This is a genomic window from Streptomyces sp. NPDC087906, from assembly GCF_055584925.1.
In genome coordinates, this window is the sequence record NZ_JBVJLC010000003.1 from 520,671 (window position 1) to 540,233 (window position 19,563).

A 19,563-nucleotide genomic window follows, 5' to 3' on the forward strand; every position below is an offset into this window, starting at 1 on the left:
TACCCCCCACAGGAAGGACGCCCGGCAGACGTTCACAGGACAAGCAGGGCGCATCACGCGCCCGAGCACATCCACGGTCAAGCGTACCCAGGGCGTACCCAAAAGGCATATGACCGAGGTCTGTTGCTGCTGTGATGCCCCACCTTGGCAGAGTGGCGACCGGTACGGGGATGATAGGCGCGGCGGGTTTACGCCGTGGCTGGTATCCGCCAGCACGCGCCGGTGGCGTAGGGAGGGGTGCGAGGGGTGCTGGGAGCAATAGGTCTCGACGAGAGACAGGAGTCCGCCTACCGCGCGCTCGTGGCGATCGGCGCCGCCGATGTCGCGGATCTCGCGCACCGGCTCGCGCTGCCCGAACCGGAAACGGAACGGGCGCTGCGCAAGCTGGAACGGCACGGGCTCGCGGCGCAGTCGTCGTCCCGTACCGGCCGCTGGGTCGCCGCGCCGCCGGGGGTCGCGCTGGGCGCGCTGCTCACCCAGCAGCGGCACGAGCTGGAGCGGGCGGAGCTGGCGGCGGCGCTGCTCGCCGAGGAGTACCGCGCCGAGGCCACCGAACCGGCCGTGCACGATCTGGTCGAGATGGTGACCGGGGCGGCCGCCGTCTCGCACCGCTTCCTCCAGTTGCAGCTCGGGGCGGGCCAGGAGGTCTGCGCCCTGGTCACCGGGCGTCCGGTCGCGGTGACGGGCGGGGACAACGAGGCCGAGGCACAGGCCACGGACAGGGGCGTCACGTACCGGGTGGTCATCGAGCGCGAGGCGCTCGCCGAGCCCGCCGGTATCGGGGAGCTGGTCGCGGCGCTCGGCCGGGACGAGCAGGTCAGGGTGGCCGAGCGGCTTCCCACGAAGCTGGTGATCGCCGACCGGGCGCTGGCGATGGTGCCGCTGACCGGGCCGGGCGCCGAGCCCGCCGCGCTGGTCATCCATGCCAGCGGGCTGCTGGAGTCGCTGCTCAGCCTGTTCGAGGCGGTGTGGCGGGAGTCGCGCCCGCTGCGGCTGGACGGCAGGGGCGCGGCGGCGGAGGGCGAGCTGCCCGGCCCTGACGGCACGGATCTGGAGATCCTGTCGCTGCTGCTCGCCGGGATGACCGACGCCAGTGTCGCCAAACAGCTCGATCTCGGCCTGCGTACCGTGCAGCGGCGGGTGAAGGGGCTGATGGAGCTGAGCGGGGTGACGACCCGGCTGCAGCTCGGCTGGCACGCGTACGAGCGCGGGTGGGTGGCTCGCGAACTGCGGAAATGAGCTGATTCCGGCAGGCTGGGCAGATGGACGTGTGGCAGCTCGTGCTGGTCGGACTGGTCATGCTGCTCGGTCTGATCGGCGTCCTCGTCCCCGGTGTGCCCGGACAGGCGATCGTCTGGGCCGCCGTGCTGTGGTGGGCGTTCTCGGAAAAGACCGCGCTCGCCTGGGCCGTACTGGTGGGGGCGACGGTGCTGCTGCTGGTCAACCTGGCGCTGAGACCCATCCTGCCCTCGCGGCGGACCGGCAGGACAGGTGCGCCTCGGCGGGTGCTGGTGATGGGCGGGGCCGCCGGCATCGTCGGCTTCTTCGTGGTGCCGGTGGTGGGCGCGGTGATCGGGTTCGTCGGGGGTGTCTACGGCGCCGAGCGGGTCCGGCTCGGCAGCCGCAGGAACGCCTGGGGGTCGACCCGGACGATCATGCGCAGCGCGGGCTACTCGCTGCTGGTGGAGCTGCTCTCGTGCCTGCTGGCGATCGGTGCCTGGCTGGGCGTACTGATCTGGGGCTGACCGCTCCCGGTCCGGCACTGTCCGGGGCTGATCTGACGGCCCGTTCACCGAGGCCCGCCCGGGATCGGCGCGGGACCGGTGCGCCGCCCGGGACCTGTGCGTCGGCGCGTCGGTGCGGCGGGCATGTGACGCTGGGCGCATGACCGCATTCAGCGAGGCCGAGAGCGCCTATCTCAAGTCCCAGCGGCTGGGACGGCTGGCCACCGTCGACCCCAAGGGGCAGCCGCAGGCCAATCCGGTCGGCTTCTTCCCGCAGGAGGACGGCACGATCCTGGTCGGCGGGTATTCGCTCGGCACCACGAAGAAATGGCGCAATCTCCAGTCCAATCCCCGGGTGGCGCTCGTCGTCGACGACATCGTCAGTCTGCGGCCGTGGACGGTGCGCGGGGTCGACATCCGGGGCGAGGCCGAGCTGTTGACGGGGCCGCATGATCTCGGTCCGCACTTCAGCGAGGAGTTGATCCGGATCCACCCGCGCAAGATCCATAGCTGGGGTCTCGACTGACGGCGTCACGAGCTGACGGCGTCAAGGGCTGACGGCGTCAAGGGCTGACGGCCGTCACGAGCCGACGGCCGTCGGAGGACCGGCGAGCACCGGCGTATCGCGCAGATGCCGGGCCGCGTAGGAGCGCCAGGGCCGCCACGCCCCGGTCTCCTCCTCAGCGCCCGGCTCGCCGGCCGACGGCGGCCAGATGTCCGGGTCACCGAGCGCCCGCATCCGGATCAGCGCGGCGATCCGCGGCGTGATCCCCGCGACCGACAGCAGCGCCTTCTCCGCCTCGTCGCGGTCGGCGCCGGGGTCGAGTCGTACGGCGCCGTCGGCGAGCGCGGCGGCGAGCGGTCCCGCCACCGGGTGGTCGCGCAGGGCCGACGGCGCGGGGAACAGCCGGGTCAGCCCGCCGCACGGCTCGGGGATGTCCTCCCCGTACGTCTCGACGAGGCGCGCCGCCGCCTCCTGGCCGAGGAGGGCGCGCAGCGCGTACTCCTCGGGCTCGGCGGCGCCCGGCGAGCGCAGCCCTGGGCGGGCGGCCACGAGCGGCGCGAGCCTCGGGTCGGCGCCGAGCCGTTCGTCCACGGCGTACGGATCGGCGTCGAGGTCGAGGAGCCGGCGCAGCCGCTGTACGGCGGTGGTCAGGTCGCGCAGATCGCCGAGCTGGATCCGGGCCTCCAGCCACCCGCCGCGACCGACCGGGGCCTGCCTCTGCCCCAGTCCCTGCCCCCGTCCATGCCCCTGCCCCTGCCCCCGTCCCTGTCCCTGCCTGCGTTCGTCCACGGTGACGACGCCCGGACCGTGCGGCAGCCGCAGGGTGCGCCGGTAGGTGCGGCGGCCCGGGGTGCCGGTGATCTCCTCGACGCCGGGGATCGCCTCGCGGGCGAGCAGATCGAAGACGTCGCGTGCGCCGTACGGGCCGCGGAACGCGAGCCGTAGCGGCACACCCGCGAGCGCGGGGGCGCGGGAGGTGCCGAGCCGGGTGCCGCTCTCCTTGCGCAGTTCGCTGGGGGTGCGGGCGTAGATCTGCCGGACCGTGTCGTTGAACTGCCTGACGCTGGCGAAGCCCGCGCCGAACGCGATGTCGGTGATCGGCAGCACGGTGGTCTGGAGCAGCACCCGGGCGGTGTGGGCGCGTTGGGCGCGGGCGAGCGCGACGGGACCCGCGCCGAGTTCGGCGTTGAGCTGGCGCTGCACCTGGCGGGTACTGTAGCCGAGCCGCTCGGCGAGCCCCGGTACGCCTTCGCGGTCCACGACGCCGTCGCCGATCATGCGCATGGCACGACCGACGACGTCGGCGCGTACGTTCCACTCGGCGGACCCGGGCACGGCGTCCGGCCTGCACCGGCGGCAGGCGCGGAAGCCGTGCCCCTGGGCCGCTGCGGCGGTGCGGAAGAACCGTACGTTCTTCCGCTTCGGGGTCACCGCGGGGCAGCTCGGGCGGCAGTAGATGCCCGTGGTCTCGACGGCGAAGAAGAACACGCCGTCGAATCGGGCATCGCGGCTGGTCACCGCTTCGTACCGGGTCTCCTCGTCCGTCATGGGTCCAGTGTGCGGCAGCCGCGGCCACCGCACTCGCGGGATTCGGACAGCACCGTCAGTGCGGTTCTGTCACCGGATACGGCCGCCGCGCTTGGCCTCCATGGCGGCCTTGCCCTGCGCTCCCCGCATCTTCCAGACGCGCCGGAGTTCCGCGCGGGCCCGTGCGTCGGTCTTGGCGACGATGTACTGGTTCTCCCGGATGAGTTTGCGGTAGCTCTCCAGCCGCCGGTCCTGGAGCGAGCCGTCCTCGACGGCGGCGAGCACGGCGCAGCCCGGTTCCGCGACATGGCCGCAGTCGTGGAAGCGGCACTGCGCGGCCAGTTCCTCGATCTCGGCGAAGACCTGTCCGACGCCGGTCTCGGCGTCCCACAGCCCGACGCCGCGCAGCCCGGGGGTGTCGATGAGCACCCCGCCGCCGGGCAGCGTGAGGAGGTTGCGGGTCGTGGTGGTGTGCCGGCCCTTGCCGTCGACGTCCCGGATGGCCTCCACCCCCATCACGTCCTCGCCGACGAGCGCGTTGGCGAGGGTGGACTTCCCCGCGCCGGAGGCACCCAGCAGCACCGCCGTACCGCCGGCGAGCACGGCGGAGAGTACGTCGATGCCCTCGCCCGTCTCGGAGCTGACGACCAGCACCTGCACGCCGGGCGCCGCGGTTTCGACGTCCTGGACGGTGTGGGCGAGCACAGCGGGGTCGCCGACCAGGTCGGCCTTGGTGAGGACGAGCAGCGGCGTCGCACCGCTCTCCCAGGCCAGCGCGAGAAAGCGCTCGACCCGGCCGAGGTCGAGTTCGACGGCGAGGGAGACGGCCACGACCGTGTGGTCGATGTTGGCGGCGAGGATCTGCCCCTCGGACCGTTTGGACGAGGTCGACCGGACGAACGAGGTCCGGCGCGGCAGATAGTCCCGTACGAAACGCGGGTCGCCCGACGGGTCGACGGCGGCCCAGTCCCCGGTGCAGATCACCCGCAGCGGGTCGCGCGGCACGACGTACGCGGTGTCGGCGCGTACGAGACCTTCGGCGGTGACGACATCGCACTGCCCGCGGTCCACCCGCACGACACGGCCGGGCACGAGCCCCCGCTCGGCGTGGGCGGCGAACGCCGCTTCCCACGCGTCGTCCCACCCGTACAGGGCGAGAGGATGCGAAGAAGGGAGATGAGATGGAGAGAAAGACAAGGTGGGACCCTTCACAAGGGTGGCCCCGGCACCGCGCTCACGGGCGCGGGAAGTAAAGAGGTCAGCCGGAGACCACGGAAGTGGACTTGATGAACTTCCGGATGCGGGCAGCGCCCATCTCAACGACAGCCATCGGTCACACCTCCTTGATCACACGGGACCACACCGGCGGCCACCGGCCACCGCGGAACGAGGTAACCCTAGCCACACGCATCGGCGGAAGGCCATCTGTTTTTCCGCCGAGGAGCCCCTGTGCGCTGCGTAACCTCACGCTGCTTGGCACCATCACACGCGGGGAGCTGACGGGCCGCTGAGGCGGGCCGTATTCGCGCGGCTCGTAAGGCTGCCTCACTCCTCACTGGGGGCGTGGACCGCAAGGCACGGGCCGGCACGTGTGTGCGCTGTCAGCGGGGGTCGTGCCAGGTCCAGTCGCGGATTTCGGGCAGGTCCTGGCCGTGCAGACCGATGTAGCGGCTGTGTTCGACGAGCTTGTCGCGCATGGTCTGCTTGAGGTAGTCGCCCCGTGGGCCCAATTGCTCCACCCGGTCGATGACATCCATCACCAGGTGGAAGCGGTCCAGTCGGTTCTGTACCCGCATGTCGAACGGGGTGGTGATGGTGCCTTCCTCGTTGTAGCCGCGGACGTGCAGATTGCGATTGGTCCGGGCGTAGGTCAGGCGGTGGATCAGCCAGGGATAGCCGTGGAATGCGAAGATGATGTGCTTGTCGGTCGTGAACAGCGAGTCGTAGTCCGCGTCGCTCAGCCCGTGCGGGTGCTCGGTGTCGGGCTCCAGCTTCATCAGGTCCACGACGTTGACCACGCGGACCTTCAGGTCGGGCAGGTGCTCGCGCAGAATCGACACCGCAGCCAGCACCTCCAGGGTGGGAGTGTCGCCGCAGCAGGCCAGCACCACGTCAGGTTCGCTGCCCTGGTCGTTGCCTGCCCACTGCCAGATCCCGGCGCCTTCGGTGCAGTGGACGACCGCGTCCTCCATCGACAGCCACTGCGGCATGTCGCGTTTACCGGCCACTACGACATTGACGTAATTCCGGCTGCGCAGGCAGTGGTCGACCACGGACAGCAGGCAGTTGGCGTCCGGCGGCAGGTAGACCCGGACCACGTCGGCCTTCTTGTTGACGACGTGGTCCAGGAAGCCGGGGTCCTGGTGGGTGAAGCCGTTGTGGTCCTGCTGCCAGACGTGCGAGGTGAGCAGGTAATTGAGGGAGGCGATGTCGCGCCGCCAGGGAAGCTGCTTGGTGACCTTCAGCCACTTCGCGTGCTGGTTGAACATCGAGTCGATGATGTGGACGAACGCCTCGTAGCAGTTGAACAGGCCGTGCCGCCCGGTCAGCAGATAGCCCTCCAGCCAGCCCTCGCACTGGTGCTCGCTGAGCATCGAGTCCAGGACCCGTCCAGAAGGTGCCAGGAACTCGTCGTTCGGCTCCACCTCGGCGTTCCACTGACGGCCGGTGACCTCGAAGACCGCGCCCAGGAAGTTGGACAGCGTCTCGTCGGGACCGAAGATCCGGAAGTTGTGCCGGTCCTCGTTGAGTGTGATCACATCCCGGAGGAAATTCCCCAGCACCAGGGTGTCCTGCCGGTCGACGGCACCCGGAGTGGGTACGTCCACCGCGTGCCGGCGGAAGTCCGGCATCCGTAGATCCCTCAGCAGCAGCCCGCCGTTGGTGTGCGGATTGGCGCCCATCCGCCGCTCCCCCTCGGGCGCCAGCACTGCGAGGTCGGGCATCAGGCGGCCGTCCGCGTCGAACAGTTCCTCGGGCCGGTAGCTGCGCATCCAGCTCTCCAACTGCCGCACATGGTCAGGGTGCGCGGCGTCCACCAGCAGCGGCACCTGGTGCGATCGGAAGGTGCCCTCGACCGGCAATCCGTCGACCACCGCCGGCCCGGTCCAGCCCTTCGGCGACCGCAGCACGATCATCGGCCAGCGCGGACGGGTGGTGTCGCCGGTGGAGCGGGCATGCGACTGGATGTCCTTGATCCGCTCGACGGCCAGATCCATGGTTGCCGCCATGAGCCGGTGCATTGCCTCAGGCTCGGAGCCGGACACCACGTACGGTTCCCAGCCGCAGCCCCGGATGAACTGCTCCAGTTCTTCGTCCTCGATACGGGCCAGCACCGTCGGGTTGCTGATCTTGTAGCCATTCAGATGGAGGATGGGCAGAACAGCCCCGTCACTGACCGGGTCGAGGAACTTGGTGGATTGCCACGCGGTGGCCAACGGACCGGTCTCGGCCTCGCCGTCGCCCACCACGCAGGCCACCACCAGCTCCGGGTTGTCAAAGGCGGCGCCGAACGCGTGACTGAGGGAGTAGCCCAGCTCACCGCCCTCGTGGATCGACCCCGGGGTGGTGGGCGCGACGTGGCTGGAAATTCCGCCTGGGAAGGAGAACTGGGTGAACAGTTTTTTCAGCCCTGCCTCATCCTGGCTGATATCCGGGTAAATCTCGCTGTAGGAACCCTCAAGATAGGTGTTGCCCACCAATGCGGGTCCGCCGTGACCGGGACCGGCGATGTAAAACATGTCGAGGTCGTATTTCTTGATGATCCTGTTCAGGTGCACGTACACGAAATTCTGCCCCGGTGTTGTCCCCCAGTGCCCGACAATGAGCGGCTTGACGTCCGAAAGTTCCAGGGGACGCCGCAGCAGCGGATTGTCGTAGAGATAGAGCTGCCCCACGGAGAGGTAGTTCGCAGCCCGCCAGTACCCGTCCATGGCGTGCAGAAGATCCAGGGAAAGCGTGTCGGCGGCTCGGGTCTGCATGGCCATGGCCGGGCTCCTTCGCGATCGGGCGTGGTCAGGGAAATTCCTGTGCTCCGCAGGGGCCGGGCGAAACCAGCGAGCCATAATTGCTCGAAATAACCGAGCGACTAAATGAAAGCATCACGTGCGAGTGAACGCTCGCTTCGGTCGCGTGTCAACGCGCGGGCAAAACTGCCTGCGGGTTCCGTTCGGGCCGCGGGCCGAAGGGCCGGGGCCCGGCCCTCGAAGTGTCGTAATCAAGTCTGAACTGACACGGCTGCCATGGACTCCTGGAGCGGCACGGTGCAGCATCTACCGCACAGCGACAGCCCATGAGGAAGTAGGCACATTCAGATGAGCGACCGAGATGTATCGCAGCAACACCATCCTGTCGTTGTTGCCCACCGGTCCGAACGCGCGGCCGATGTCCAGTTGCGCATCGCCGATGCGATCACCAAGTTCGCCGGCTCCATGGTTTTCGTCTATCTCCATGCGGTCGGGTTTCTACTCTGGATGCTGTTCGTCGAGACCAATCCGTGGCCCACGCTGACGCTGATCGTATCCCTTGAGGCGATTTTCCTGTCAACCTTCGTCATGATCGGGCAAAATCGCCAGGCCGCCTTTCAGCAGGCCAAGGCCGATCACGACTTTGTCGAGCAAGAACTGGAGCTGAAGACCAACACTGAACTGACCCGAGCGATCCACGTCATGACCACCGAGCTACACCGCCGCTTGGTAGCAGATCCTGACCAGCGCTGACCAGAACATCCCGGGTGAATGCAGGGCCACAGAACATTCTCGCGGTAGCACGATATCCGGTGCGGATCAGATGTCTGCCGGTGGTGTGTCGCCCGGTGTGTTCCGACGGCGCAGCCACCGGACCAATTCATCGGCTCCCCAGACAATGAAGGGGAACGGAGCCACGACGGCCAGTTGTGAAAGACCGACCGACGCGGTGCCGAAGACGTGCTGGAGCGGCGGCGCATAGACGACGGTTGCCGTGAAGACCAGTTCGAAGGCGATGCCCCAGAGCAGGAGCCGATTGGACCGCAGACCGACGGTGAACAGCGAGGCGTGGTCGGTTCGGGCGGCGAACGCCGTGCCGATCTGGCAGGCGACGATGCCGACGAAGGTGATCGTCGTGGCTTGCAGATAGGCGTGGTGCAAAGCCGCACCGCCCCCCGTGGGGTCACCAGGGTGCCAGCCGGCACGCCAGAGGGTGACGAAGAAGCCGCCCATGACCAGGACCGCCGAGACGCTTCCGAGGAGCGCCCAGGCGCGCATGAGTAGCGCTCGGTCGATGACTCCGGCGGTACGGGAGCGGGGCGGGCGGTCCATCAGTCCGGGTTCGGCAGGCTCGCGTCCCAACGCCAGGGCGGGCAGGGTCTCCGTGCCGAGGTCGATAGCGAGAATCTGAAGGACCGTCAGGGGAAGCGGTACTGATCCGCCGGAGAGTGCGAACACGAGAAAGGGGATCACTTCGGGGACGGCGTGGGCGAAGATGTACAGGACGAACTTGCGGACATTGTCGAACACCCTTCGCCCGGCGTCGACGGCGGACACGATGGTGGCGAAGTTGTCGTCGGTGAGCACCATGGTCGCCGCTTCGCGGGCGACGTCGGTGCCGGAGCGTCCCATGGCCACACCGATATCGGCATGCCGCAGTGCCGGGGCGTCGTTGACGCCGTCTCCCGTCATCGCCACCACTTCGCCGCGGGCACGCAGGGCTTCGCAGATGCGCAGTTTGGCCTCGGGAGACGTTCGGGCGAACACGATCTCGTCGTCACCTGAGATCAGGACGCCCAGGTCGGCGTCACTCATCTGGTCGAGCGTCGTGCCCGCGACGACCGGGCTGCCTTTGCCTCCGATTCCGACCTGGCGGGCGATTTCGGCGGCGGTCGGTCCGTAGTCGCCGGTGACGACATGGATCCGGATTCCTGCCCGGTGGGCCGCACTGACCGCTGTGGCGACACCCTTGCGGGGTGGGTCGGTCATCGCCACCAGACCGACCAGCGTCAGTCCGGCTTCCGACTCCTCCCTGCTGTCCGGAGCGGCCGCTCCCCGGGGCATGACGCGCCGGGCGACGGCAAGCACGCGCAGACCGGCAGCCGCGTAGCGGTCGGTGGCAGTGCGCAGGTCGAGTTGTGCACCTTCATCTAGCTGCTGTCTGTGGCCACGGGCGTCCACGAGGCCCGTACAGAAAGGCAGCACGGTTTCGAGCGCACCCTTGGTGTGCACCACGATGTCGCCGGCGGTTTCGTCCACAGTCGACATGCGCTTGAGGTGGGCGTCGAAGTGGAAGACGGCCCGGCGTGCGGCTGTGCGCTCGGAGGTGGTCACCGCTACGCCGATCTCCGATGCCAGCCGCAGGAGGGCGAGTTCCGTGGGATCACCGTTGCCGCCGGGTTGGCCATCGGTCGGTGCTTCCGCGGTCGTGCACGCGGCGGCGCTCGCTGCCAGCAGCTCGGCACGAGGATCGCCTTTCATCCGCGCGGTGTCCAGTTCGCCGCCGGGCAGCCACATCCGGGTGACCCGCATCCGGTTCTCGGTGAGCGTGCCTGTCTTGTCCGTGCAGATGACTGTCGTCGAGCCGAGGGTCTCCACGGCCGAGAGACGTTTGACGACGGCTCCTGCGCGGGCGAGTTCGCGTACTCCGCCGGCCAGGGACAGCGTGATCGTGGGCAGAAGACCTTCGGGTACGTTGGCGACGATCAGGCCGATCGAGAAGCTGATCGCCGCACTCCAGCCCAGTCCGGCCGCGACACCCACGGGCAGGAACGCCGCGCCGATGACCACCGCGACGACTGCGATGATCCAGGTCGCCCGTCTGACCTGCTGCTCCAGCGGGCTGCGCTCCGCCGTCGCGCGCTGGGAGAGGCTGGCGATGCGGCCCAGCTCGGTGTGCATCCCGGTTCGCGTGACGACGGCGTCGGCTTCGCCGCCGCTGCACGTGGTACCGCTGAAGACGAGTTCCTGGGCTTCCAGCAGGGCCCCTGTGACTGCCCCCGGGTCGGCGGAGCGGCTGACCGGCAGCGACTCACCGGTCAGCGAGGACAGGTTCAGCAGAACCGTCCCGTCAACGATGCGCGCGTCAGCGCAGACGCGGTCTCCTTCGGCGATGACCAGGAGGTCGCCGGGCACCAGGTCGCGGGCCGCGATCTCACACCGGGCCCCGTCCCTGACCACGCGGGCGGTGGCGGGCAGGAACGCGGCCAGCGCCTCGACGGCACGTTCGGCCTGCATCTCCTGCACGAAAGCGAATCCGGCGTTGAGCAGGATCACTGCCACCACGGCGATCGACAACGCCGGCGTGCCGCCCGCCCAGGCCAGAACGGCTGCCAAGGCGAGCAGGATCGCCAGTGGCTGCGTGAACTGGGTCAGCAGTTCACGGGGCCAACGACGACCTCCACGGCGCGTCAACTCGTTCGGCCCGTAGATCAGTTGGCGCCGAGCCGCTTCCCTGCTCGCCAGCCCCTGCCGGGAGGACCGCAAATCGCGGAAGAGCTCGGCCGGCTGTTGTCGCTCGTCTGCGTCCTCCGCGTTGTCCGCGTCAGGTGCGGCAGCAGCGTCTGGCTTGTGGATGCCGCGTGACAGCACCATGAGGTGTCCTCCTGAGTGTTGAACGGATCCACGTACTCGGCGAAGTCACCCGGCTGCTGGGGCGTCGCCCGCGTCCGACTGCGGAACGACGACGACGGGACAGGGCGCGTGCTGGACGCAGTGCTGGCTGACGGAACCGAGCAGGACACCGGCGAAGGCGCCGTGTCCCCGGGTTCCGACCACCAGCAGCCGGGCATCGCGCGAAGCTTCCATGAGCACCTGAGCCGGGTGTCCCTCGATCACCCGGGGCGTCACCGCAGTCGTCGTGCTGACCTGGTCCTTGACGCGCGCAACGGCTTCTTCCAGCACTTTCTCGGCGGACGCTGAGAAGTCTCCACCGTCCGGCATGGACGGCAAGTACCCCCAGGAGTAGCCATACATATCGGGGTACTGCCAGGCGGCAACGGCCTCGACCGACGCGTTCATCTGCCGGGCATGGGCCAACGCCCAGCGCAGTGCGGCCTCGGAACCCGCGGAACCGTCCACTCCCACGACGATCCGGCCGGTCCGGTCTACGAGTTGATCCACCATCGGAACTCCTACTGATCGATTGTGATCGGGCTTCACGTACGAATCGTGCGGATCATGCCCGCCTGGTCGGCTCGGCGGTCAGCGGTCAGCGGTCAGCGGCCGGCGGCCGGCGGCCGGCGCCGGGTGACGGGAGACAGTGGTGAGTGCGGTGGTCACACCGCTGCGCCGGCACCGTTCAGCACGGGTGCGGGGACGGGCTTCGCAGCGCCGTTCGGCGACGCGGGGATCGCAGCGGCGGCGGTCTCACGGGCGAGGAAGGAGCCGAGTTCGCCGATGGTGCTCATCAGCGGGGCGGGGAAGACGACGGTCGTGTTCTTGTCGACGCCTATCTCGACCAGACTCTGCAGGTTGCGTAGCTGGAGCGCGAGCGGGTGCTCCATCATGATGTCCGAGGCATCGCCGAGTGCGGCGGCTGCCATCGATTCACCCTCGGCATTGATGATCTTCGCTCGCTTTTCCCGCTCTGCTTCCGCCTGACGGGCCATGGCCCGCTTCATGCTGTCCGGCAGTTGTATGTCCTTGAGCTCCACCAGGGTGACTTCCACGCCCCATTCGGCGGTCGTCACGTCGAGTATCTCGCGTATGCCCAGATTGATCCGGTCCGTCTCCGACAGCGTTTCGTCGAGCGTGTGCTGGCCGACGACCTTGCGCAGAGTCGTCTGCGCTATCTGGTCGATCGCCGTATGCACGTTCTCGATCGCGATCACCGATTTCACGGCGTCAACGACCCGGAAGTAGGCGACGGCCGACACGTCGACGCTCACGTTGTCCCGCGTGATGATGCCCTGGGACTGAATGGGCATGGTGACGATCCGCAGCGACACCCGGCGAAGGACATCAACGAACGGAACGATGAGCCGCAGTCCTGGCGAACGCGTCCCCACCAGTCTGCCGAACCTGAACAGCACCCCTTCTCGTACTGCTTGACCACCTTGACCGCCGTCGCGAGAGCCACGATGCCCGCGACGACCGCGATGACCAGAAGGAAAATCAGAACTGCCATGGTGTTGCTCCTCAGAAGAGGGGGTCGCACACTCCGTGCGCGATATCCCGTGATCGTCTTGTCTGCGACGGCTCAGCATCCGGTGGGCGTTCGAGCGACCGCCCCGCGACGAGTTCGCACGCGATCCTGATATATGTCTCCCCCGTGGGGTTCGCCCAGGACTGCGTGTCCAGCGCGCGCAGCCTCCGGCATTCGCCGGCGTCCCTCACCAGCCCGGCCCGACCAGTGACGACCACACTCCATCCGCTTCGGGCGTCTTCATCAAAGCAATCCGCCTCAAAGGCGACTATTGCGTTGTCCACTTCGACGACCATGGGAGAAGCCTTGGAGGTACGGACGACAATCGCGGAATCGTGGTCCAGGACATACCTGACGGGCAGGACCGCGGGCAGGGCGTGGCGCGTGAAGACCATGCGCCCGATAGAGACCATCGCCAGCAGTCTCAGGCACTCTTGATCACCCAGCTCGCGGAATCCGTCGTGGTAGTCCATACATCCATCCTCGCCACGTCAGGTCGTCTCCCGGTAGGGCCGCTTGGTCCCCCGTCGCAGGCCTGGCGGCCCCGCTCACGCGGGCCGCACTCCTCCTGCGGAGTGGTCGCCAATCCGTTTCGGCGAGTCGATCGGCCCTAGCCGTCGGATCGGTTGTCGCACCATCGTGGAGACATGAACATCCAAGAGACCAACTTGCCGGAGTTCGCCGGAGCGCGGCCGATCGTCGTGGGGGTGAACGGATCCCGCGCGTCTCTCGCTGCCCTGCAATGGGCCGTGGTCGAAGCGGTGAAGCTCAATGCGCCTCTCGTGATGGTTCACGCCTGGGAGCCGTCGGGACGTCTCCGCGCGCCGTACGCAACTGTGACCGAGCGTCGTACGCCGGCCGAGGATCGGGCCGGCGGGCAACGGGTGGTCCAGGCCGCGGTGGCCGCCGTCCTGACGGCCTGTCCGGGCGCCGACGTGCGGACGGCGCTGACCGAGGGGCCGCCGGTCCCGGTACTTCTGCGCTACACCGACGACGCCCTGCTGCTGGCACTCGGGCAGCGCCCCTACCAGGACGGATCGCCGACCGTGCTCGGTCCTGTGACCCGCGCGTGCGTCAGCGAGTCTCGTTGCCCCGTCGTGACTGTGCCGGACTCCCCAGTGACAGCGCACCACAGCGAACTCCCGGCCGTAACGCCCTTGGAGGCAGCCTTCGCCGGCTGACTGGCTGTCTCCCCCACGGGTCAGTGGTTGCCGACGGCGACGCCGGTTTCGGCAGAGCCAGGACGGCACCACGCGAACACGCGCCTGCCCCGGTCCGAGCTTCGGATCGGGGCGAGTCTTTCCATGCCCGGTGGCTCGCTGAAGGCGGTCTCAGTCGTGTGGGACGACGGCGATGGGGGCCCTTGCATGATGGATCGCCGCGTGGGTCACGGAGCCGATGTGCGAGCCGATCGACGAACTGCGAACGCGGCGGCCAACGACCAGCAGCGAAGCGTCGGACGCCGCCTCGACCAGTACGGGGGCCACGCTGCCCATCCGGGCCTCCACGACCACCTCGACGTCGGGGAACTTCTCCCGCCACGGCAACAGCGTCCGCGTCAACGCGTCTGCCACGTTCGCGGCCAACTCGACGCCGAGGTCCGCAGGCACGCCCACCGGTGCATTGCCGTAGATCGCCGGCAGATGCCAGCCATGGACGACACGCAGCGCGGCCGAGCGGCGGGACGCGGCGTCGAAGGCGAAGGCGATCACCGCGTCGCCGGGGTGCTCCACGTCGAGCCCGAGCACGACGTCCCGGCTCTCGGAAGGCTTCGGCGGTCGAGCGCCTTCGGCCTGCCGCTGCTCGTCTTCCGCCAGCCCGCCTCCGCGCAGGAGCACCACCGGCCGTGACGCGGCGGCAACGACCTCAAGCGCCACCGAGCCGATCAGGAAGCCGGCCACCGCGCCCAGGCCGCGCGATCCGAGCACCAGGAGTTCGGCCTCCGCGCCGGCGGCCACCAGGGTGGGGACTGCCGGGCCGCCGACCTGGTCGGCGGTGATCGGCAGCCGGGGATAGCGGCGGCGCAGTGCGGCGGACGCCTCGCGCGGTATCCGCTCGGCCCAGTGACGCGTCTCATCGGCGCCGGCCAGTGATCCTCTTGTGTCGTAGTTGTACGGCTGCCATTCCCAAGCATGGATCAAGTGGAGTGGCAGCCCGCGGCCGGCGGCTTCGCGGGCTGCCCAGTCGGCTGCGGACAGGCTTTCGGGTGAACCATCCAGACCTGCGACAACGGAACGGATCATGGCTGCGGCCTCCTTCAGGCGTTTGGCCGCCAGCTTCGCGGCTGCCGCCGCGCAGGAGCAGGGGCCGCGGGTCCTTCTTCGGGGGCCGACCGGCCCCGCGCCCCGTGCCGGGAGGTCAGATCGCCGGCAGACCGTGCTCGCGGAACTGGCCCCGTACTCGTTCGATGAGCGCGGGGTCGGGTACGGGGGTGTCGCGGAGGGGGAACGAGAGGCCGAGGGCCTCGTACTTGACGGTGCCGAGTTTGTGGAACGGCAGGACGTCAACGCATTCGACGTTGCCGAGCCCGGCGGCGAAGGCGGCCAGACCGTCGATCGCGCGCTGGTCGTCTGTCCAGCCGGGGACGAGGACGTAGCGGATCCGGGCCGGGACACCGAGCTTGTTGAGGCGGGTGGCGAAGGTGAGGGTGGGGGCCAGGCAACCGCCGGTGAGTCTGCGGTAGGTCGGAATGTCGAAGGCCTTGATGTCGAGCAGGACCAGGTCGGTGTCGGCGAGCAGGCCGTCGGTCGCGCGGGCGCCGAGGGAGCCTGAGGTGTCCAGCGCGGTGTGCAGGCCCAGTTCGCGGCAGCGGCGGAACACCTCAGCGGTGAAGGCGGACTGGAGCAGCGGCTCGCCGCCGCTGAGGGTGACTCCGCCACCGGCGGTCGTCAGGAAGTCCCGGTACTTCGTGATCTCCTCCATGACCTCGTCCACCGTGGCGCGCCGGCCTTCGCGCATGTGCCATGTGTCGGGGTTCTGGCAGTACAGGCAGCGCAGAGGGCAACCGCTGAGGAAGAGTACGAACCGGGTGCCGGGGCCGTCCACGCCGGTCGACACGTCCCATGAGTGGATCCGCCCGCCGGTCTCGGTACGGACGGCCCGAGTCGCGGGGCCGGTGCTCATCGGGCGCCGTGGAAGGTGCGGCTGAGGACGTCGAACTGCTGCTCGCGGGTGAGGCGGACGAAGTTCACGGCGTATCCGGAGACCCGGATGGTCAGGTCCGGGTACTTCTCCGGGTGCTCCATGGCGTCTTCGAGGGTCGCCCGGTCCAGGACGTTGACATTGAGGTGGAAGCCGCCGGCAGCCGTGAATCCGTCGAGGATGCCCACCAGATTCCCCGCGCGTTCGGCGGGGTCGTGGCCCAGTCCCTCCGGGGTGACGGTGGACGTCAGGGAGATCCCGTCACGAGCCTTGTCGTACGGGATCTTGGCGACCGACATCGCGGAGGCGATCACCCCGTGGAGGTCCCGCCCGTTCATCGGGTTGGCGCCCGGGGCGAAGGGTGCACCTGCGGGGCGCCCGTCGGGAGTGTTGCCGGTGTGCGCGCCGTAGACGACGTTGGAGGTGATGGTGAGCACCGATTGAGTGTGCTCGGCGTCGCGGTACGTCGGGTGGCGGGCGATCTTGGCCATGAACGACTCGACCAGGCCCACTGCGAGGTCGTCCGCACGGTCGTCGTTGTTGCCGTACGCGGGCCAGTCGCCCTCGGTCTCGTACTGCACCGCCAGGCCGGTCGTGTCCCGGATCACCTTGACCCGGGCGTACTTGACGGCGGACAGGCTGTCGGCGGCGACGGACAGGCCTGCGATGCCGCAGGCCATGAAGCGGTGCACCGGGTAGTCGTGCAAAGCCATTTCCAGCCGCTCGTAGGCGTACTTGTCGTGCATGTAGTGGATGACGTTGAGCGCGTCGACGTAGGTGGCGGCCAGCCAGTCCAGTGTGCGGTCATACGCGGCGGAGAGCTCGTCGTAGTCGAGATAGTCACCGGTGAGTGGCTGCGTCGGCGGGCTGATCTGCTCGCCGGTCCTCTCGTCGCGACCGCCGTTGATCGCGTAGAGCAGGGCCTTGGCGAGGTTGACCCGGGCCCCGAAGAACTGCATCTGCTTTCCCACCGCCATGGCGGAGACGCAGCAGGCGATGGCGGTGTCGTCGCCGGTACGCGGGCGCATCAGGTCGTCGGACTCGTACTGGATGGCGCTGGTATCGATGGAGACCTGGGCGCAGAACCGCTTGAAGCTCTCCGGGAGCCATGGTGACCAGAGCACGGTCAGGTTGGGTTCAGGCGCGGGGCCGAGGTTGTAGAGGGTCTGCAGGAAGCGGAAGGAGGTGCGGGTGACCAGGGTCCGGCCGTCGGTCCCCATTCCGCCGACGGCCTCGGTGACCCAGGTCGGGTCACCTGAGAAGAGCGCGTCGTACTCGGGTGTGCGCAGGAAGCGGACGATCCGCAGCTTGATGACGAAGTCGTCGATCAGCTCCTGCGCACCTGTCTCGTCGATGTTGCCGGCGTCGAGGTCCCGCTGGAGGTAGACGTCCAGGAAGGTGGAGGTCCGGCCCAGTGACATCGCCGCGCCGTTCTGCTCCTTCACCGCGGCGAGGTAGCCGAGGTACAGCCATTGGATGGCCTCGCGGCCGGTGGCTGCGGGGCAGGTCACGTCGCAGCCGTAAGCACCGGCCATCTGGTCCAGCTCGCCCAGCGCCCGGATCTGCTCGGCCAGTTCCTCGCGGTCGCGGATGACGTCCGCAGTGGAAGGTTGCTCATCGAGCAGGGCGCGCTCGGCCCGCTTGACCTCGACCAGGCGGGCGGTGCCGTAGAGGGCGACGCGGCGGTAGTCGCCGATGATCCGGCCGCGGCCGTAGGCATCGGGCAGGCCGGTGACGATGCCGGCTTTGCGGGCGCGGCGCATCTCGGGCGTATAGGCGTCGAAGACCCCGTCGTTGTGCGTCTTGCGGTAGGTGCCGAACACCTTGGTGACGAACGGGTCGGGCTCGTAGCCGTACGCGCGCAGGCTGTTCTCGACCATGCGCAGACCGCCGTTCGGCATGATCGCGCGCTTGAGCGGGGCGTCGGTCTGCAGGCCGACGATCAGTTCGCGGTCGCGGTCGAGGTATCCGGGGGCGTGCGAGGTGATGGTCGAGGGGGTGGCCGCGTCGACGTCGAGGATGCCCCGGGCGCGCTCCTCCGGGTAGAGGGCCGAGACCCCGGCCCACACCGCGAGGGTACGGTCGGTCGGGCCGCTCAGGAACGCGGGGCCGCCCTCGTACGGCGTGTAGTTGGCCTGGATGAAGTCGCGGACGTCGACGCGGTCGCGCCAAAGCTGCCCTCGCCATGTCGCGGTCCATGCCTCGGTGCGGGATTCGGATGTCGCAGTCATCGCCGTCGTCCTTTTCACGTTGCCCGTCACTGCTGTGCCGATCCTGGTCGCGATGGGCGGGCGACGGCAGGGCCGCCGGGTGCCGAACTGGTGGGCCGGTCGGACCCCGTGTCCCGTCTGCCGGGCGTAGCCGTCCGCGTACCCCTTGGGTCCCGGGGTGCTGCCCCGATCGGCCCTTATGCCGGATGGGGGCGATGACGGACAGTGCGGGAAAGGTCCCGCACTCCAGCAGGAAGGCAGCATCATGAGGTACCGCACCGTGGGCGACCTGATGACCGTTTCAGTGGCACGGGCACGCGTCGACACGCCCTTCAAGGACATCGTCAAGCTGCTGGGTGAGTACGACATCAGCGCGGTGCCCGTCGTGGACGGCACCGATCACCCGGTGGGCGTGGTGTCCGAAGCGGACCTGTTGCGCGCGGCGGCCGGCCGACCGGACCCGGCCCGATTGCTGTCCGTTCGCCCAAGCTCCGGCGACCGTGCCGCGGCGACCACCGCGGGCCGCCTGATGACCAGCCCCGCAGTGGTGGCCGAGCCCCACTGGACGGTCGTCCGGACGGCGCAGGTCATGGACAGCCGCAAGGTCAAGCGGCTACCGGTGGTGGACGAGGCCGGCCGGCTGGTCGGCATAGTCAGCCGAGCTGATCTGCTGCGGGTTTTCCTGCGTCATGACCACGCGATCCGCGAGGAGATCAGCGGGGCCCTCCTCGACCGCACCTTGGGGATCACCTCCACCGACGTGGCCGTCCGTGTCGTCGACGGGCGGGTGACCCTGGTCGGCGTCGTCCAGAGCCGCAGCCAGATTCCCCTTCGTGATCCGGCTGTGCGAGAGCGTCGACGGTGTCGTCGAAGTGACAGGGGAACTCAGATTTCGCACCGACGACGTACTCACATCGGCCACCGCTCACGGACCCGCCAGTCATGTCGAACAGTCACCGTGACACCGCGACGGAAACCGTGGCGACCAGGCCCGCTTCGCTCATGAACCTGGAACGGAATCAACTGCCATGGAAGTGCTGACATTGCAGGGCGAGATCGACCTGTCCACCGCACCGGGAGTGTCCGCTCAACTCGACGCGGCAACCGCCCGTCCAGGCACCGAGTTGGTCGTGGACCTGCGCCCGGTGACATTCATGGACTGCAGCGGGCTGTCGGTGCTGTGCCGCGCGCGCAAGCGCCTCCTGCGCGGCGGTGGCGGTATCCGGCTCGTCGTGAACGACTCCGCCGTCCTGCGGCTGCTGCGCCTGACCGGACTGTCCGAGGTCTTCGACACGGTCGCGGACCTGCCGCACGAAGTCCCTGCCCTGATTGGATGACGCGGGAT

The 19,563-nt window shown here is 68.8% G+C and carries 16 protein-coding genes and 1 pseudogene; 7 read left to right on the top strand and 10 right to left on the bottom strand.

Annotated elements, in window-relative coordinates; all coding sequences use genetic code 11:
• The first annotated feature begins 246 nt into the window (after positions 1 to 246).
• The 3 genes from ACZ63I_RS11760 to ACZ63I_RS11770 all read left to right on the top strand — a co-directional run bounded on the left by ACZ63I_RS11760 (position 247) and on the right by ACZ63I_RS11770 (position 2,250).
• Positions 247 to 1,239, top strand: coding sequence for a helix-turn-helix domain-containing protein (locus tag ACZ63I_RS11760; protein WP_469337763.1), 993 nt, complete (start codon positions 247 to 249; stop codon positions 1,237 to 1,239).
• Positions 1,240 to 1,262: 23 nt separating this feature from the next.
• Entirely contained in the window at positions 1,263 to 1,745 is a 483-nt protein-coding gene (locus ACZ63I_RS11765) for a DUF456 domain-containing protein (protein ID WP_469337765.1), read from the top strand.
• A gap of 139 nt (positions 1,746 to 1,884) precedes the next feature.
• Positions 1,885 to 2,250: a PPOX class F420-dependent oxidoreductase gene (locus ACZ63I_RS11770; protein ID WP_328583901.1), complete on the top strand. Its 366-nt coding sequence runs from the start codon at positions 1,885 to 1,887 to the stop codon at positions 2,248 to 2,250.
• Between the two features lie 54 nt (positions 2,251 to 2,304).
• Here the strand turns inward: ACZ63I_RS11770 and ACZ63I_RS11775 are convergent, their stop codons facing one another.
• The 3 genes from ACZ63I_RS11775 to ACZ63I_RS11785 form a co-directional block, all read right to left on the bottom strand.
• The gene (locus ACZ63I_RS11775; RefSeq protein ID WP_469337767.1) at positions 2,305 to 3,777 is read right to left on the bottom strand and encodes a bifunctional transcriptional activator/DNA repair enzyme AdaA; all 1,473 of its coding nucleotides are present in this window, start codon (positions 3,775 to 3,777) and stop codon (positions 2,305 to 2,307) included.
• Positions 3,778 to 3,846: 69 nt separating this feature from the next.
• Positions 3,847 to 4,953, bottom strand: coding sequence for a ribosome small subunit-dependent GTPase A (gene rsgA / locus ACZ63I_RS11780; protein ID WP_469337769.1), 1,107 nt, complete (start codon positions 4,951 to 4,953; stop codon positions 3,847 to 3,849).
• Between the two features lie 404 nt (positions 4,954 to 5,357).
• The gene (locus ACZ63I_RS11785) at positions 5,358 to 7,742 is read right to left on the bottom strand and encodes a phosphoketolase family protein (protein ID WP_469337770.1); all 2,385 of its coding nucleotides are present in this window, start codon (positions 7,740 to 7,742) and stop codon (positions 5,358 to 5,360) included.
• A 327-nt stretch (positions 7,743 to 8,069) separates the two neighbouring features.
• Between ACZ63I_RS11785 and ACZ63I_RS11790 the strand changes: the two genes are divergently transcribed.
• Positions 8,070 to 8,474, top strand: a complete 405-nt coding sequence (locus tag ACZ63I_RS11790; protein ID WP_041993910.1) for a DUF1003 domain-containing protein — start codon at positions 8,070 to 8,072, stop codon at positions 8,472 to 8,474.
• Between the two features lie 66 nt (positions 8,475 to 8,540).
• Here the strand turns inward: ACZ63I_RS11790 and ACZ63I_RS11795 are convergent, their stop codons facing one another.
• From ACZ63I_RS11795 to ACZ63I_RS11810, 4 genes are all read right to left on the bottom strand, one after another.
• Positions 8,541 to 11,315 carry a cation-translocating P-type ATPase gene (locus ACZ63I_RS11795; RefSeq protein ID WP_469337778.1) on the bottom strand — a complete coding sequence of 925 codons (2,775 nt, stop codon included), beginning with the start codon at positions 11,313 to 11,315 and terminating at the stop codon, positions 8,541 to 8,543.
• A gap of 45 nt (positions 11,316 to 11,360) precedes the next feature.
• Entirely contained in the window at positions 11,361 to 11,846 is a 486-nt protein-coding gene (locus tag ACZ63I_RS11800; protein ID WP_469337779.1) for a universal stress protein, read from the bottom strand.
• A 152-nt stretch (positions 11,847 to 11,998) separates the two neighbouring features.
• A complete protein-coding gene (locus tag ACZ63I_RS11805) occupies positions 11,999 to 12,754 on the bottom strand; it encodes a slipin family protein (protein WP_469337781.1) in 756 nt (251 codons plus the stop codon).
• 106 nt (positions 12,755 to 12,860) lie between these two features.
• The gene (locus tag ACZ63I_RS11810) at positions 12,861 to 13,340 is read right to left on the bottom strand and encodes a pyridoxamine 5'-phosphate oxidase family protein (protein ID WP_469337782.1); all 480 of its coding nucleotides are present in this window, start codon (positions 13,338 to 13,340) and stop codon (positions 12,861 to 12,863) included.
• Positions 13,341 to 13,514: 174 nt separating this feature from the next.
• On the opposite strand from ACZ63I_RS11810, the gene ACZ63I_RS11815 reads away from it, so the two are divergent.
• Entirely contained in the window at positions 13,515 to 14,048 is a 534-nt protein-coding gene (locus tag ACZ63I_RS11815) for a universal stress protein (RefSeq protein WP_469337784.1), read from the top strand.
• Positions 14,049 to 14,198: 150 nt separating this feature from the next.
• Here the strand turns inward: ACZ63I_RS11815 and ACZ63I_RS11820 are convergent, their stop codons facing one another.
• The 3 genes from ACZ63I_RS11820 to pflB form a co-directional block, all read right to left on the bottom strand.
• Positions 14,199 to 15,110 carry a universal stress protein gene (locus tag ACZ63I_RS11820; protein WP_469337785.1) on the bottom strand — a complete coding sequence of 304 codons (912 nt, stop codon included), beginning with the start codon at positions 15,108 to 15,110 and terminating at the stop codon, positions 14,199 to 14,201.
• A 115-nt stretch (positions 15,111 to 15,225) separates the two neighbouring features.
• Positions 15,226 to 15,990, bottom strand: coding sequence for a pyruvate formate-lyase-activating protein (pflA, locus tag ACZ63I_RS11825; protein WP_469337787.1), 765 nt, complete (start codon positions 15,988 to 15,990; stop codon positions 15,226 to 15,228).
• Positions 15,987 to 18,239, bottom strand: a complete 2,253-nt coding sequence (gene pflB, locus ACZ63I_RS11830; protein WP_469337789.1) for a formate C-acetyltransferase — start codon at positions 18,237 to 18,239, stop codon at positions 15,987 to 15,989. Before pflB ends, pflA begins: the two co-directional genes overlap by 4 nt.
• 244 nt (positions 18,240 to 18,483) lie before the next feature.
• On the opposite strand from pflB, the pseudogene ACZ63I_RS11835 reads away from it, so the two are divergent.
• Positions 18,484 to 19,180: pseudogene (locus ACZ63I_RS11835) on the top strand (CBS domain-containing protein).
• Positions 19,181 to 19,246: 66 nt separating this feature from the next.
• The gene (locus ACZ63I_RS11840; RefSeq protein WP_469337791.1) at positions 19,247 to 19,555 is read left to right on the top strand and encodes an STAS domain-containing protein; all 309 of its coding nucleotides are present in this window, start codon (positions 19,247 to 19,249) and stop codon (positions 19,553 to 19,555) included.
• Positions 19,556 to 19,563: the final 8 nt, after the last annotated feature.